The sequence below is a fragment of the Geovibrio thiophilus genome (assembly GCF_004087915.1).
In the GTDB taxonomy this organism is placed as follows: domain Bacteria; phylum Chrysiogenota; class Deferribacteres; order Deferribacterales; family Geovibrionaceae; genus Geovibrio; species Geovibrio thiophilus.
On sequence record NZ_CP035108.1, the window covers coordinates 1,023,771 to 1,039,173 of the forward strand.

The window sequence follows — 15,403 nt, forward strand, 5'->3', positions numbered from 1 at the left end:
TAAAAACGGATTTCAGCAGAGAAACAAATTGTAACAATTTGTACAGGAGAAGCGAAAAAAGCCCCCGCCGAAGATATAACGGCAGGGGCACAGAGATCTATTCTTCCGCAAGAAGCTTGTTTATGGCGGCTGCCGCGCGCCTGCCTTCGCCCATGGCAAGGATTACTGTTGCCGCGCCGAGTACAATATCTCCGCCGGCGTAAACTCTGTCCATGGACGTTTTGCCGTCTTCATCAACAGTGATGTTGCCCCATTTGTTTACGCCTATTTCCGGCGCCGTCTGGCTGATCAGCGGGTTTGAGGAGTTGCCCAGAGCCATGATCACCGAATCCATCTCAAGGATGAACTCGCTCCCTTTAACAGCAACGGGCTTTCTCCTGCCGGAATCATCCGGCTCGCCGAGTTCGTATTTCAGGCACTCTATGCCTTTGACCTTGCCTGTTTCATCACCGAGGATGCGCACAGGGCTTGAGAGAAAGCTGAATATTATTCCCTCTTCCCGGGCGTGTACTATCTCCTCACGGCGGGCGGGCATCTCTTTCTCCGTGCGCCGGTAGATTACATAAACCTCTTCCGCGCCCACACGCAGAGCCATTCTGGCTGCGTCCATCGCCACGTTTCCGCCGCCGATGACTGCTGTTCTCTTCCCTGTGAAAATAGGCGTGTCTGCCTTGTCGGGGTTGTATGCCTTCATCAGGTTTGCCCTTGTGAGAAATTCGTTCGCGGAGGACACTCCCACAAGGTTCTCTCCCTCTATATTCATGAAATTCGGCAGTCCTGCGCCTGTTCCTATGAACAGAGCGTCAAAGCCGTCTTTCTCAATGAGGTCTTTTACCTTTCTTGTTCTGCCTACCAGAAAGTTCTTTTTGATCCGCACTCCCATGGAGAGCAGGTTTTCTATTTCCTTATCAAGAATTTCCTTTGGCAGGCGGAACTCAGGTATTCCGTATATCATAACTCCGCCAAGCTTGTGGAACGCCTCAAAAAGCACCACTTCGTGTCCGGACTTGCGCACGTCCGCCGCTGCGGTGAGCCCTGCGGGACCGGAGCCGACTATGCCGACCTTCTTTCCTGTGGCGGGGGCGATTTCGGGTATGGACATTTTGCCCTTTGCCCTTTCCCAGTCCGCAACGAAGCGTTCAATGCGACCGATAGCTACGGATTTATCCATATCTTTCAATGATTTGCCCACGGTGCACTCAGCCATGCACTGTGTCTCCTGCGGGCAGACCCTTCCGCATATGGCGGGCAGCATGCTTGATTTCTTTATGATGTTGACAGATTTCTGGTAATCACCCTCTGCCGCGGCTTTTATGAATCCGGGAATGTCGATGGCGACCGGACAGCCTTTGACGCAGGGGGCGTTTTTACATTGCAGACAGCGTTCAGCCTCAAGCTTAACCTGTTCCTCATAATAACCTATTGCCACTTCCTGAATATTTTTAGCACGGGCTTTAGGCTCCTGCGCGGGCATCTCCTGCATGGGGATTTTCAGCCTGTCCTTAGGCTTAAGGCTTGAGAAATCTATCTCTTTAACGAGGTTTTCGGCCTCTTTTTTTAATGTGTCAGCGGGAATATATGACATGGCATTACCTCCGGAGTTCGTCAATGGCAGCCTGAAGGCGGCATGCGTGGTTGGCGTCCTGTTCCTGCGGCTTGTAGGAGCGCAGGCGCAGCATCATATTGTCGAAATCCACCAGATGAGCGTCAAACTCCGGTCCGTCCACACAGACGAACTTGGTTTCGCCGCCGACTGTTACCCTGCATCCGCCGCACATGCCTGTTCCGTCAACCATGATTGTGTTGAGGGAGGCATATGTCTTCACTCCGAAGGGGCGTGTGGTTTCGGCGCAGAACTTCATCATTATCGCCGGACCTATGGCAACGGCGAGGTCAACGCCGCCCTTTTCGCATATCTCTCTGAGAGGCTCGGTCACAAGGCATTTACGACCGTATGAGCCGTCATCCGTGCAGACTATCAGTTCATCCGCAATGGCGCGCATCTCGTCTTCAAGAATAAGAAGCTCCTTGTTTCTGGCGCCTATTATGGTGATTACCCTGTTGCCTGCCTTCTTCATAGCCTGAGCTATGGGGTGAAGCGGCGCAACACCTATGCCGCCGCCGACACAGACCACTGTACCGACCTTTTCTATGTGTGTGGGCTTGCCGAGAGGTCCCAGCAGGTTTTCCACATGATCGCCGACATTTTTCTGCGCCAGTTTCAGAGTGGACTTGCCCACTATCTGGAATATTATGGTAATACTGCCCTTTTCCGCATCAGCGTCAGCAATTGTGAGCGGTATGCGCTCGCTGAAATCGGAATCGACCTGAATTATGATAAACTGTCCCGCCCGCCGCTCAAGAGCTATTTCCGGTGCGAGAAGCTTCATCTGCACCACGTCTCTTGAGAGCAGCTTTTTATCTAAAATTTTACTCATCAGCTTCCCTCGTTTTATTTTTCACTTTAACTTTGTAGTATTATCCGCCTAATTTCAACTTAATTTTTTTCTTCTGTTATCATGGTCTTAAGGCGTAGTGTTTTATTTTATTTAATGTTAGTTATCGGACAATTTAATAGAGCGACTGTGCTTAACGATAACATTTTAAGTATTAATATAAAAGCCGGGGATAAAATTTCAACAGAGTTCAGAAAAGTGTTATATGAGGCGGAAAATCATTATATTAGATTTAATTTTCCAGAATCGCATTCTTGTCTATTGAAAATAAACCGATAGATTTATTCATACGAATCAAGTGCACCTGCCGGAAACGAAATTGTTCTTCATTTTGTTTCCAAACTTTATATAATGCTAAAACAAATTTCAGGAGCATCACATGTCAGCATTACCAAACATTCTTGATACATTCCGCAGGGAAGCGAAGACAGAGCGGGAGACAGGCACTTATTTTGAAGAGCTTATATCTGATCTTGAAAAACGCCCTGAAATCGGTGTTGAGGAAGAGGATTTGTTTACTATAAGATGGTGGATATTATGAAGTTCTTAAAGCAATTTATTCAATTCATTCTAGGATTGATATTCCTTGGGTTGATTATTTGGGGTGCAGTTGCTCTTACTGATTGGTTTTTTAACTTAGATATTGATAAAGAGTTTAAATTGACATTTATAAGTGCAACTTCAGCGTTGTTCATGTTTATATGGTCAAATTATTTGAATAAAAAACGTGAGATTGAAGCACGTTTGTTTGAAAAAAAAGCAGAGGCATATTCTAGAATATTTGAAAAAATATTAGATGGTCTAACTATTCCCGGTTACAAGCTTGTTCTTGCAGATGTATATGATATACAAAAAGACATTCTCGTGTGGGGCAATGCAGAAATGATCAAGTTTTGGAACAAGTTTACTGACCTTGACTTTGATAATCTCCAAATGAGCGAGAAAAAAATGAAAGATTTTTTCAATAGTTATGAAACTTTATTAAAAATTATGAGAAAAGATTTAGGGCATAATGACTCTGAACTTAAGCATGGAGATGTTATAAAGTTTTTTCTTGATAAAAAAGGGAAAGAAGATTTTGATGATCTTTTTAGGAGCAAAAGCTAATGTCAAAAAAGCAGAGATTGGAGCTGATGTGGATCGGGAAGGGGGAAAAGGATAATCCTCGACTTGAGCCACGGATACTTATTGAAGACCCTGAAAGATCATATGGGGATAAAGACACAGAGAATATTTTGATTCATGGTGACAACCTGCTTGCGTTAAAAGCGTTGGAACAGGATTACGCAGGAAAGGTTAAATGTATTTATATAGATCCGCCTTATAACACCGGTAACGCTTTTGAGCATTATGATGATGGACTTGAACATTCAGAATGGCTCAACTTGATGAGTATAAGATTAAGGTTATTGTATAAACTGTTATCAACGGATGGAGTACTATTTATCAATATTGATGAAATAGAACATGCCTATCTGAAAGTTCTTTTAGATGAGATTTTCGGAAGAAAGAATTTTATTGGTGATTTGATATGGAAAAAACGTAAAGGAGGCGGAAACGACTCAAGATTCATCGCATTAGATCATGATTATATATTAGTTTATGTGAAATGTAGTGATAAAGAAATCCACAAGAAAAAATGGCGTGTTTCTTATGAAATTGAGTATTTACAGCGATACAAAGAAGTCGATGACACTGGCAGATATTACTGGGATACTTTGGCACGAGATGGACTTCAAAACCCAATTAAAATTGTGATAAAATGCCCTGATGGTTCTGTACTTAATATAAATTCTCAGAAATCAAAGGAAACGATACTTGGCGGTATAAAAGCTGGTACAATCCGATTGACACAAGTAAAAGGCAAGTGGACATTACACCATAAAGTTTATATGCCAGAAGGGAAAGTTCTTCGCTCTATTCTTGATGACCATGGAACGAATAAAATCGCAGGAGATGAACTCAGAGTACTTTTCAGAGACAATGACTTTGATTATCCAAAACCAGAAAAACTCATTCAAACTTTATTAGAGCTTAATACTAAGCATGGTGACATCGTTCTTGACTCCTTTCTCGGTTCCGGCACAACTGCTGCTGTTGCCCACAAAATGGGGCGTAATTGGATTGGCGTTGAGCTTGGGGAACATTGCAATACGCACTGTGTGCCACGCCTGCAAAAAGTTATAGACGGAACAGACCAAGGCGGAATATCAAAAGCTGTGGACTGGCAGGGCGGCGGCGGTTTCCGTTATTATACTCTTGCGCCAAGTCTTCTGAAAAAAGACTCCAATGACCGTTGGGTTATATCCGAAGAATACAACGCTGAACAGCTTGCCGCAGCAATGGCAAAGCAGGAAGGGTTTAAGTATTATCCCGATGAAACAGTATACTGGAAGCAGGGTTATTCAACAGAAACTGACTTTATCTACACTACAACACAGTTTCTCACAGTGGATATTATAGACAAGATACATGAAGAAATGAAACCCGAAGAAAGTCTGCTTATCACTTGCAAAGCATTTCAGGATGCTTGTGTGAAAAGGCATTCAAACATAACCGTCAAAAAAATTCCGCATGTTCTTCTTGGTAGGTGCGAATTCGGAAAAGATGATTACAGTCTGAACATTATCAACGTTCCTGTGGTTGATTCCGAAGACGAAGAAGAGGAGGACTGCTGATGAATCAGACGGCTAATATCATTAAAAACCGCCTAAGCCTTCGCCCTCCGCAGGAAGAGAGCCTTAATATTCTTGCTCAACTGGCAGATATTCTCACACTTAGAAAAGATGCCGATTTGACCGCAGAATTGGAAAAAGTCAGAGAACTGTACCCAACCTGCACTGATTTTGAACGGAATTTCCCTTCACTCTGCTTCTCCCTTGCAACAGGCGTGGGGAAAACAAGGCTTATGGGAGCTTTTGTAACGTATCTTTTTCAGAAAAAAGGGATAACAAATTTCTTTATTCTTGCTCCTAACCTTACTGTTTATAACAAGCTGATTGATGATTTCTCCAATACGCATAGCCCGAAATATGTATTCAGAGGCATAGCCGATTTCGCCGTAAGGCAGCCCAAAATCATTACTGCTGACAACTATACATGGGAATTTTCTGCTATTGAAAGAGCGAGAGAAGAAGGCGAAGTTTGCATTAACTTCTTTAATATTTCTAAAATAAACGCAGAAACAAGAAAAGGGCAGCAACCGCAAATCAAAAGACTTTGGGAATACATAGGCGATTCATATTTCAACTATCTTACCAATCTTGAAGATCTTGTTCTTATTATGGATGAATCCCATCATTATCGTGCGGATAGAGGCATGACGGTTCTTAATGAACTTAACCCGATCTTGGGTCTGGAAGTTACCGCAACTCCGCAGGTAGAAAAGAGCGGACGAACCATTAAGTTTAAAAATGTTGTTTATGAATACTCACTGGCAAAAGCGATCAGGGATGGTTTTGTCAAAGAACCTGCTGTTGCCACAAGGGAAGATTTTGATCCTGACAGATACAGCAACAATCTTCTGGAGCTTGACCAAATTAAGCTTGAAGATGGAATCAGGCTGCATGAAAAAACAAAAGTCGAGCTTGATATATACGCCAGAGATAACAAAAAAGAGCATGTTAAACCTTTTGTCCTTGTTGTTGCTAAGGACACTCAACATGCAGCACAGTTGAAGGAGATTATATGTTCTCCCGGTTTCTTTGACGGTTACTATACCGATAAGGTAATGGAGATTCACTCCAATCAGACAGGAACAGAAAAAGAAGAGAATATTCAAAACCTTATTTCGGTTGAAGATCCTGACAACCCTATTGAGATAGTTATTCATGTCAATATGCTGAAAGAAGGCTGGGACGTAACCAATCTTTATACAATAGTTCCGCTCCGTACCGCCGCTTCAACTACTCTTCGAGAGCAGACAATAGGACGTGGGCTGCGTTTGCCTTACGGCAGGAAAACAGGCAACTCTTCCGTTGATAAGCTCACAATCATGGTACATGATAAATTTCAGGAGATTGTTGATGCAGCAAATAAGCCGGATTCGATAATCAGACTTGAGAATATTATTACTATCGATCCTGATGAACTGGAAAAACAACGACCGGAAGTGGCAGTTTCTCTTTCAAATATTGAGAAAGCTGTCCAAGAAAAAAGAGCAGAGATAGCCACTATTTCTGACGAAACAGTCAGGCAAAAAGAAGAAGTCAGACTGGAAGTCAGAGAAAAAATACTTAGCTACATGCCCAAAATGGGTAAAGAAGTTACTTCTGTTTCTGAATTAAAAAAGCCGGAAGTTAAAAAGTCCATTATTGAAAGAATACGCAGAGAAGCTGATGAATCCCCTCAATACAGACTGTTTGTTGAAGAAGAGATCAAGGAAGTTGAACAGGCTTATGATGATACTATAGAATATTTCTCTGCAAATATTATAGAAATTCCACGCATTATGCTTCAACAGGGAAGTGCTGACTTCGGATTCCATGATTTTGATCTTGATGTTGCCCCATTCAATTATCAGCCTGTATCTGAAGACCTGCTTATTCAGGCTTTGCAATCAAATACCAGAGAGATTGTTACTGCGGAACGCAGGATAAGACACGAAAAACCTGAAGATATAATAATTAACGAACTTGTGAACTTCGGGGAAGTCGACTATGATTCTCAATCAGATTTATTATACAAGCTGGTTTGTCAGTTGATTGAGCATTTCAAATCATATCTTAATGATGAAGATGTTTTAAATGTTGTTCGCTATCACAAAATGCAGATCGGAAGGGCAATCTACAGCCAGATGATGGAACATTTTTATCTTGTTTCCACTGAGTATGAAAAGCCACAGGTTCACTCATTTACTGTGATACATCCCCATAACTATATAAAGCTGAAGCATGACAAGATTTACTATTTTACTGAAACAATTGAACCCGCAAGGTCTATTCCGTCTAAAATATTTACAGGATTTAAGAAGTCATGCCATTCTGAATATAAGTTTGATTCCAAAACAGAGAAAGACTTTGCAATCATTCTGGAAAGTGATAATGCTGTGCAAAAATGGTTAAGACCTGCTAAAGAACAGTTCCATATCTACTGGAAACACAACTCAAAACGTTATGAACCCGATTTTATTGTTGAAACTGCCGATGGTCTTTATATGGTTGAAACAAAAAAAGAAGCAGACGTTGATACTGATGATGTGCAGGAAAAGAAAAATGCGGCACTCGTGTATTGCAAACATGCAACAGACTTTACAACTGCAAACGGCGGTAAACCGTGGCACTATCTTCTTATCCCACACGATGTTGTTAAACCAAATATGACTTTTGCAAGATTCGCAACTGAGTTTAAACAATAAGGAACCCTAATGCTAGATAAAAAGCTAATCCGCAACAGCACAGCAGAATTTTTGATATTCACCGGACAATCAGGCGAACAGAGCATTGAAGCCAGATATGAGGATGAAACAATATGGCTGTCGCAGAAGCTGATGGGACAGCTTTTTGATGTGTCTGTACCCACCATAAACGAACACCTGAAAAATATCTTTGACGGCGGGGAGCTTGACGAAAATTCAGTTATTAGGAAATTCCGAATAACTGCCGCCTACAGTAAAACTACAATACCAATATCGCTTATTCGAGAGCGATTTTGACAAGATGATCAAAGGGATAGAAAAAAAGGAGGAGTGATGAGCGTACCATCATACGACAAGATAATGTATCCGCTGTTAAAACTTATTGAAGACAAACAGGAACATACCGTCAAAGAACTCCTGCCGGAACTCTCCGCATATTTTGCTCTGTCTGAAGCCGACTTGACTCTTACTCTCCCAAGCAATAAAATTCCGATGTTTTATCACAGAGCGCAATGGGCGAAGACTTATCTCTCAAAAGCCAAGCTGATTGACGTTACCAGAAGAGGATATTTCAGGATAACTGACCGTGGCATAAAAACCCTTAAAGAACAGAAAGGATATATCAGCAAAGATTATCTGATGAAATTTCCGGAGTTTGCCGAATTTGTTTCGCCTTCAAAAAAGAATGATGTTCAGGAGATTGCAGAAGATGACACATCTTTCACGCCTTCGGAGCAGTTCCAGAGCGCTTATAAGGATTTGAGAAACACACTCATTTCCGACCTTCAGGAGCAGATTTCAAAATGCACTCCATCATTTTTTGAGCAGCTCGTTGTTGATGTCCTTCTGGGGCTTGGCTACGGCGGCTCTGTGGAAGATGCCGGACGTGCAATCGGGCGCTCCGGTGATGAAGGCATAGACGGAATCATTAAGGAAGACATCCTCGGTCTGGATGAGATCTATATTCAGGCAAAAAAATGGGAAGGCAAAGTGGGGAGACCTGAAATCCAGAAATTTGCCGGAGCATTACTTGGCAAAAAAGCGCACAAGGGAGTGTTTATAACTACTTCAGAGTTCAGTGCAGAGGCTGTCAGATATGCCGAAAACCTTGAAAGAAAAGTCGTCCTTATTGACGGGCGGAAACTGGCGGAGCTGATGGTAAAACATAATATAGGCGTATCGGTGAAGGATACATACGAAATCAAAGAGATCGATACGGATTATTTTAACGAAAATATGCTGTAACAATGAAGCGCAGTATTTGGAAGTTTTCCGAACCAAATGTACTCAAATCATTTGTTTAAAGAGTGCCGAAAGGGGGACTCGAACCCCCACGCCCTTGCGGACTGCGGATTTTGAGTCCGTTTCAACGGTTTTTTGTCTATTTATATGCTTTTTTGAATATTTTGATTTATTTTGTATTATTAAATATTTATCCTGATTTTTGCAAAAATATTTTTCTTGATTTTTTCGCCTTTTTTGGTGTATTTTGGGGGGTAATGTTAGAAAAAACGTTAGAAAAAAACAGGTGTTAAGTCTATGGCTCTCATGGTTAAATGCTCCGCATGTCATAAAAAAGTCTCCGTGAAAAACTCTGTATGCAAATGCGGCAATGATCTGAGAGAAGATAAAAATAAGCTCTATTATATTGTCTATGTGCTTAATGGGAAACATGTTTGGGAAGCGGCGGGTCATAGTTACAAGCTCGCTAAAGAGCTTGAGCTTAAAAAACGTGTAGATGTGATTGATAAAAAGATCGGCATAGTCAACAGACAGCTCAAAAATATGTCTTTTGGAGAGTTTATAGACAATCATTTTTCCCCTCATTACATGATGAAAAATAAGTCTTTTGAGAAGGAAAAGCGGCGTTTCAAAATCGTCAGGGAATATCTCGGCAGCATACCGATTAAAAACCTCAGTGAGTTTGACATAGACCAGTTCTTCAAATACCTGTTTGCTGAAAGGAAAATTTCAAAAAGCACCATCAACAGGTATATCGCAACGGTTAAACGGATGCTGAATTATGCAGTGGAGCTTAATATCATTGCGGTGAATCCGGCAAAACATCTGAGGCAGATGTTTGTTGATAACGTCAGAGTGAAATGCCTCACTGAGGAACAGATTGAGAAGCTCTTGGAAGCATCGAAAGAAAACCGTAATAAAAAGCTCTATTACATTATCCAGATTGCTCTGCGGACAGGTATGCGGCTTTCTGAGATATTATCCTTGAAAGCATCAGATATTCACCTGACAGAGAGATACATTTTTGTGAATCAGACAAATACCAAAAACAGCAAGCAGAGGCATATTCCGATAAGTGACACTCTTTATGAGTGCTTTATCGAGTTTTTTAATCAATACAACCTTCAGGATGATGAGGATTTGTTTGAGTCCAAAAGTGTAAAAAGCAGCTATAATTCGTCACTTGCAAAGGCAGAGATTAAAGATTTTACTTTCCATGACTTAAGGCACACTTTCGGAAGCAGGCTTGTCTTAAACAGCGTTGATCTCTATACCGTGTCAGAGCTTCTCGGTCACAGTGATTTGAGCGTAACAAGGCGATACGCCCACCTGAACCAGCCGCACCTTCGTGAAGCCGTGGCGAAGATATAAGATACATGGGTTGTCAGTATCTTCCTAATACCTGCTCCAATGCCTTTAGTTGAAGAGTGAACTTATTTATATCCTTATTTCTGAGAATTTCCAAATTTTGCATTTTCCAGCGTATTGACGGAAATTCAGAAAAATCATACAGCGTCCAATCGGGAGTTGTTTTATTGAAAGATAAGATGAATTCTTTATCCTGTTCGCTCAGGCTTTGGTTTATTGCTTCAACTAATTTTACTCTTGTCTGCTCATAATCCTCATAGGAAAATGCTTCTATGCTCATGCCTGAAAAATGATTTTCAAATGCCGCACTTTGGTCTGATAAATTAGGCGCAAGCAGTTCATTTATCGGTCTGTCACTGCTTAGAAGTGAATACAGAAAGCCTTTCTTGATTTCATCTGTTATGCCGATATTATTGAGTAAGTATCTGACATCAAACAAGTCTCTGGGATGCTGGCGGTCAAGAGCCGCACATATTTTGCCGCCGTAAAGCTGACCAAGTGAAACAATCTGAATTTCAGCAAAGGCATTAAACTCCTGTTGAGCATGACTGCATAGCGGCACAAGGACTGCTTCCGATATAAGCCCACGGGCGACTAGATTTACTTCAAGCTTTATGGCTGCTGTTTCTGAAGAGATGAGCAGCTTGCCTTTTTCCTGCAAATGCTGAACCTTTATGCGGGGAAAAGCGGAAGTTACGGAGCTTTTGATTCTTATCAAAGCCTTGCTGATGTTTTGCAGGGTGGTTACTCTGTCTTCGATATTTACATAGGTAAGATCAATATCGACCGATAGTCTGGGCATATCTCTGACAAATAAGTTTATGGCAGTTCCGCCGTGCATAGCAAAAGATTTCTCCTTCGCAACTTCGGGCAGTATATTCAAAAGCAGTGAGACCTGATTTTTATATGTCTGATTCATTGTTTTCTTCAAGCTCTCTCGGTACTGTGATCATATATTTTTTCACATAAGCCCCGTTTTTTACAATACTTCTTTTCCCTGAACCCAAGTCTATTTTGTTAAGGTTAAGATATTTTACCCATGAGTGCCCTGCCTTGTCCGCCATGTACATGAAAAGCCTTTTGACCTTTACTGATGAGCATTGCTCCAGCAACTCCTGAACAGAATCAGGACGCAGGTTATTGAGCGATTCCATTATCTGATAACACTCAACCAAATCCTGCTTATCAGTGGCAAGATACAGGCATTCCATTATCGCTCTGGCGGCAGAAGATATTTTTATCGTGAAATTGTCGACCTTGATTTCTGTTAAGCCCGTATCATGTGGCAAAAAGTCGGTGGTGTGGTATTCCCACTCCGTTTCCCATGAATAATTCCGAAACCAAGCGGGGAGTTTTTTGTTCTTTTGACCGAACAGGATTGCTTTTTGTACGCCAAGTTCAAGATAATGACTTCGGCCAAGCAAGGATAATGCGGTTTTGTCCCCGAAATGTATTGGCATTTCTGCCTGAATCTGCAATGTTGACACGCCGCTGATAAGGCTGACATCATCGTTATATCTGGCAACTGCGCCAGTGCCGATAGACTTTACCCATTTGCTTTTTTTGTACTGGCTTAATAGTTGATCAGAGATACCGCGCTTTTTCAAATAGGAGTTGAGATACACAGCTCCTACAGACCAGTCTAAAAACAGTCGGTTTATTTTTGCATCTCTTTCTATAGCCATGCTTTATAGATAAGATATAATTTAAACCATGTCAAGGGTTGGTTTATTTTGATTCTTTAATATATAGTTAGACTTGATAGGTATTATTGAAAATAAACTGATAACTATTCCCGGTCTTTATTTTGTGTATGCCTTTAGCATGTTAATCAATTATTGAAATGTTTTCAGAAGTATATAATTTAGAGATACTTAGCACCTCTTTTGGTAAATGCTTCTCGAGTTCCTTCTAATATATCTAATGAGTGTTTATTAATTATTTTTGATTCAATTGAACCTGTGTTGTATGACACTTTATTATTATCTTGTTTGTTAATGTTAGAGACAACAATTTGTTCTGCATCACAGGCAATTGCTAGGTTTGGATTATGTGTTACTATTATAACTTGTCTTGTATCACGTGCTTTCTTGATACATGGCATTAATACTCTGTATACAGATTGGTTGTCTAAGTTGTCTTCTGGTTGATCGATAATAATAGGAATGTCACTTTTATCAATGATTAAATAGAAAATCATTAACATTTGTCCTCTTTCACCTGGTGAAAGCTCACTAAGTTCTTTACCATCCCATTTTAGTTTATAACGAGCAGTTAGGTAGTTCATTGAATATATATAATTTAGCACATCGCTTTCTTTTCTTTCGCTCCTAAGTTGCGATTGTAAACGCATTTCTTTCTTTTGATTCCTGTGATCGAAATATAACCGATTACAAACTTCTTCGAGAAATTTCACAGTTGAGTCTGCTTGATTAAAATCCGTGTTAGAAATCAATTCTGTCAATACGGTGTCACTTTCATTGATCCCATAAAAGCTCCCAACTGCTCCTCTATCAATGAATTCTAAGAAATTCTTTTTAAAGTCTCTGTTTTCAACTTCAGTAGAAAATTCCATTTTAAAATCTTTTTTAGGCACGATTGTGTTGGTTTCAAGAAATAAAGCTACTGGTTGAAATAATTTTGCCAATTCGTTCTTTAAAAAAACTTTTAGCTGGTGTATTTCTTGTGATTTGCTTATCCTCCTCTTTTTTAATTCAGGAATATTAAGTCTATAGTTATCTAATTTCTTTAATTCTATTCTATAAAAATTGTAAGAATTTTCAGTCGGTTCTGATTTGCTTCCATACAAATCTCGGAATTTATTTTTCCAATCAGTTTTCAAACTTAAATAGTTTTGATAATTTTGCTCATTTTCATTTAGTTTTGCTTTTAATTTCGTATATTGTACTTTTAAGATATTGATTTTATTCTTTACACTTCCAGCAAGACTTTCATCCAAATCTTTCGAGATCTCACTCTTCCTTAAAGTTAGGTCATTTTTTAATTTATCTAAATCACCTTTTTTCGTAGTAAACTTCACAATATCTGAGTTTCTTAAGCCTAATAATTGGAAATATTCACCAAGTTTTGAAAGCTCAATTTGAATATGTTCTTTCAATATATCAATGGTGTTATTAATATTTTTTATCGCTGTTAATTTTTTGTTGATATTGGTTTGTTCATTTATCATCTCGTCAATCTGTTTCTTCAGCTTTTCTCCTTTTATATTAACAGTGTCTAATTCATCCAATATTTTTTTCATTTCAGGTGACTGTTCTTGTTCTATAGGTTTTTTCACCTGAGCTGGTTTGAGTTTTAAGTGATCAATTATTTCAATCTTTTTATCATCTTTTAAATTGTTTAACTTGTTGATGTTCTCGGTAAAAAGTGATTTCTCATAAAAAATTATTTGTTCATTAATAGCTTTAATTTCTTCAAATTTTTGTCTGATCTGTTTTTGAATTGAATTTGTTTTGGCAGTAATCAACTCTGCTAAACTATTGCATTTTTCTCTTTCTTCTTTGGATAAGTGAGAAAAAATAACTTTATGTATTTCATTCTCGAAGATCGTGTCATCTACATTCTCACATATTTTTTCTATTATGTTTTGCGAAAGCAAATGCACTTTTGGTACATTTTCATGGTTAGGCTTAGAGTCTAATGTTTTTGAGTCTGTGAGCTCATTGTGCCATTGAATTTCAGCACTAAACTTATGACCATTCTTTAACTTGAGAAATTTGTTATTATTTAAAAAACTAAAATCAGTACGCTGTGAATTGCCAAGCAATCCAATAATATCAGCTAAGGCACTTTTACCACTTCCTTTATTTCCGATAATTGCTACCAATGATGGGTTTAACTTTATTTCAAAATCAAACCAACTCGTTTCAGATTGAATAGGCTTAACAGAGATGCGATCAATATATTTTCCTCCCCGACCTTCCATGTTTTTTAATAATGGAGGCATATCTCCAACAAATACTCTTTCATAAGGTTCATTAACTATTTGCTTTAATCCTTCGAAAGTGTGATCAGCCTTAATCCATGTCATACAGCAATAATTATTTGTTTTCTTATCTAAAGTATCAAGGAAATTAAAATCATGAATATCACCTGAATGGATTAATGGTTTATCACCAAATTCATTGAGCCATCTTTTGTTACTCTCGTAATTAATATGGTTACTTGTTAAAAATGCATCAACTTTGTCATATAGCCATTCTTTGGTATCTTTTAATTGTTTATTTTTATCTAAATTTGACCATTCTTTATAGCCTAAAAACGTAAATATCCTATCGTTCCATGTTGTTGAATTTAATGTTTCAAAGACTTTCTTTGTTGGAGGAATAAGATTTGCAAACCCTTTTTGCAAATTGCCACAAATTTCTATAAAATTATTTTTGGTTAACATCTTAGTTGAATATTTGTCATTCCCCGAAATGGGGATTACTTCAATAAATTCTTTCTTAATTAAATCTATTTCTGTATTAATTTTACTTTCATCAATATTGAACAAAATATGCAGGTTGATTTTGCTAAGAGTATTTTCATTTGTGCTACCAAATGTATCAATTCTGAACTCAAGTATTGGGAAAATTTTTAGGATATTATTTAACCGTCCTTGATTCAGTTTATAGTCCATAATCTTTTCGTAGCCATCAATAAAATAGTAATCTGTTATGCCCAAAACTTTTACATTTTCCGGAAGATTTTCAAGAGAGGAAATAAACTTTTCCCACGCGTTTTCTCCACCATAATTTTGGTTAATTGATGCTGGAGTATGAATGTGTAGATCCCATTTACGCCATTCAGAACCACGTGTATTTATATGTTCCATGATCAGCCTCGTTGGAAACTTTTATTTTGCACATAATCTACTATAGCTTACTTGTTGTTTTCAATATGAAAAATACCTAAGAGTGCATATACTGTACTTAACTCTTTTTTTATTATTTTAATAGTCATAACAGGATATAGCAAA

General features: G+C 39.1%; 11 protein-coding genes and 1 pseudogene. 7 read left to right on the forward strand and 5 right to left on the reverse strand.

The features are described from left to right. Nucleotides 1–97: 97 nt before the first annotated feature. Both gltA and EP073_RS04760 read right to left on the reverse strand, forming a co-directional pair. Complete coding sequence (gltA, locus tag EP073_RS04755) at nucleotides 98–1,585, reverse strand: NADPH-dependent glutamate synthase (RefSeq protein ID WP_128466026.1); 1,488 nt, start codon at nucleotides 1,583–1,585, stop codon at nucleotides 98–100. A 4-nt stretch (nucleotides 1,586–1,589) separates the two neighbouring features. Then, nucleotides 1,590–2,438, reverse strand: a complete 849-nt coding sequence (locus EP073_RS04760; RefSeq protein WP_128466027.1) for a sulfide/dihydroorotate dehydrogenase-like FAD/NAD-binding protein — start codon at nucleotides 2,436–2,438, stop codon at nucleotides 1,590–1,592. Between the two features lie 397 nt (nucleotides 2,439–2,835). On the opposite strand from EP073_RS04760, the gene EP073_RS13890 reads away from it, so the two are divergent. The 7 genes and pseudogenes from EP073_RS13890 to EP073_RS04795 all read left to right on the forward strand — a co-directional run bounded on the left by EP073_RS13890 (nucleotide 2,836) and on the right by EP073_RS04795 (nucleotide 10,425). Then, a complete protein-coding gene (locus EP073_RS13890; protein ID WP_206617500.1) occupies nucleotides 2,836–2,997 on the forward strand; it encodes a hypothetical protein in 162 nt (53 codons plus the stop codon). Beyond that, complete coding sequence (locus tag EP073_RS04770; protein WP_128466028.1) at nucleotides 2,994–3,563, forward strand: hypothetical protein; 570 nt, start codon at nucleotides 2,994–2,996, stop codon at nucleotides 3,561–3,563. Before EP073_RS13890 ends, EP073_RS04770 begins: the two co-directional genes overlap by 4 nt. Next, nucleotides 3,563–5,134: a site-specific DNA-methyltransferase gene (locus EP073_RS04775; protein ID WP_128466029.1), complete on the forward strand. Its 1,572-nt coding sequence runs from the start codon at nucleotides 3,563–3,565 to the stop codon at nucleotides 5,132–5,134. The genes EP073_RS04770 and EP073_RS04775 overlap by 1 nt, the downstream gene beginning before the upstream one ends. Then, complete coding sequence (locus EP073_RS04780) at nucleotides 5,134–7,812, forward strand: DEAD/DEAH box helicase (RefSeq protein ID WP_128466030.1); 2,679 nt, start codon at nucleotides 5,134–5,136, stop codon at nucleotides 7,810–7,812. Before EP073_RS04775 ends, EP073_RS04780 begins: the two co-directional genes overlap by 1 nt. 9 nt (nucleotides 7,813–7,821) lie before the next feature. Continuing rightward, nucleotides 7,822–8,052 (forward strand): annotated as a pseudogene (locus tag EP073_RS04785) (virulence RhuM family protein); the annotation flags it as partial. A 93-nt stretch (nucleotides 8,053–8,145) separates the two neighbouring features. Next, nucleotides 8,146–9,057, forward strand: coding sequence for a restriction endonuclease (locus EP073_RS04790; RefSeq protein ID WP_128466031.1), 912 nt, complete (start codon nucleotides 8,146–8,148; stop codon nucleotides 9,055–9,057). A gap of 294 nt (nucleotides 9,058–9,351) precedes the next feature. Then, nucleotides 9,352–10,425, forward strand: a complete 1,074-nt coding sequence (locus EP073_RS04795; protein ID WP_128466032.1) for a tyrosine-type recombinase/integrase — start codon at nucleotides 9,352–9,354, stop codon at nucleotides 10,423–10,425. Nucleotides 10,426–10,438: 13 nt separating this feature from the next. Here EP073_RS04795 and EP073_RS04800 read toward each other — a convergent pair whose 3' ends face one another. From EP073_RS04800 to EP073_RS04810, 3 genes are all read right to left on the reverse strand, one after another. Further along, nucleotides 10,439–11,353 carry a nucleotidyl transferase AbiEii/AbiGii toxin family protein gene (locus tag EP073_RS04800; RefSeq protein WP_206617502.1) on the reverse strand — a complete coding sequence of 305 codons (915 nt, stop codon included), beginning with the start codon at nucleotides 11,351–11,353 and terminating at the stop codon, nucleotides 10,439–10,441. After that, the gene (locus tag EP073_RS04805) at nucleotides 11,325–12,107 is read right to left on the reverse strand and encodes a type IV toxin-antitoxin system AbiEi family antitoxin (RefSeq protein WP_128466033.1); all 783 of its coding nucleotides are present in this window, start codon (nucleotides 12,105–12,107) and stop codon (nucleotides 11,325–11,327) included. The genes EP073_RS04800 and EP073_RS04805 overlap by 29 nt, the downstream gene beginning before the upstream one ends. Before the next feature lie 179 nt (nucleotides 12,108–12,286). Continuing rightward, nucleotides 12,287–15,259 (reverse strand): TrlF family AAA-like ATPase, encoded by a 2,973-nt coding sequence (locus tag EP073_RS04810; protein ID WP_128466034.1) that lies wholly within the window; start codon nucleotides 15,257–15,259, stop codon nucleotides 12,287–12,289. Nucleotides 15,260–15,403 lie beyond the last annotated feature (144 nt).

Coding starts and splice junctions, on each gene's coding strand:
- gltA (WP_128466026.1), bottom strand. CDS start 1,585: ATGTCATATATTCCCGCTGACACATTAAAAAAAGAGGCCGAAAACCTC.
- EP073_RS04760 (WP_128466027.1), bottom strand. CDS start 2,438: ATGAGTAAAATTTTAGATAAAAAGCTGCTCTCAAGAGACGTGGTGCAG.
- EP073_RS13890 (WP_206617500.1), top strand. CDS start 2,836: ATGTCAGCATTACCAAACATTCTTGATACATTCCGCAGGGAAGCGAAG.
- EP073_RS04770 (WP_128466028.1), top strand. CDS start 2,994: ATGAAGTTCTTAAAGCAATTTATTCAATTCATTCTAGGATTGATATTC.
- EP073_RS04775 (WP_128466029.1), top strand. CDS start 3,563: ATGTCAAAAAAGCAGAGATTGGAGCTGATGTGGATCGGGAAGGGGGAA.
- EP073_RS04780 (WP_128466030.1), top strand. CDS start 5,134: ATGAATCAGACGGCTAATATCATTAAAAACCGCCTAAGCCTTCGCCCT.
- EP073_RS04790 (WP_128466031.1), top strand. CDS start 8,146: ATGAGCGTACCATCATACGACAAGATAATGTATCCGCTGTTAAAACTT.
- EP073_RS04795 (WP_128466032.1), top strand. CDS start 9,352: ATGGCTCTCATGGTTAAATGCTCCGCATGTCATAAAAAAGTCTCCGTG.
- EP073_RS04805 (WP_128466033.1), bottom strand. CDS start 12,107: ATGGCTATAGAAAGAGATGCAAAAATAAACCGACTGTTTTTAGACTGG.
- EP073_RS04810 (WP_128466034.1), bottom strand. CDS start 15,259: ATGGAACATATAAATACACGTGGTTCTGAATGGCGTAAATGGGATCTA.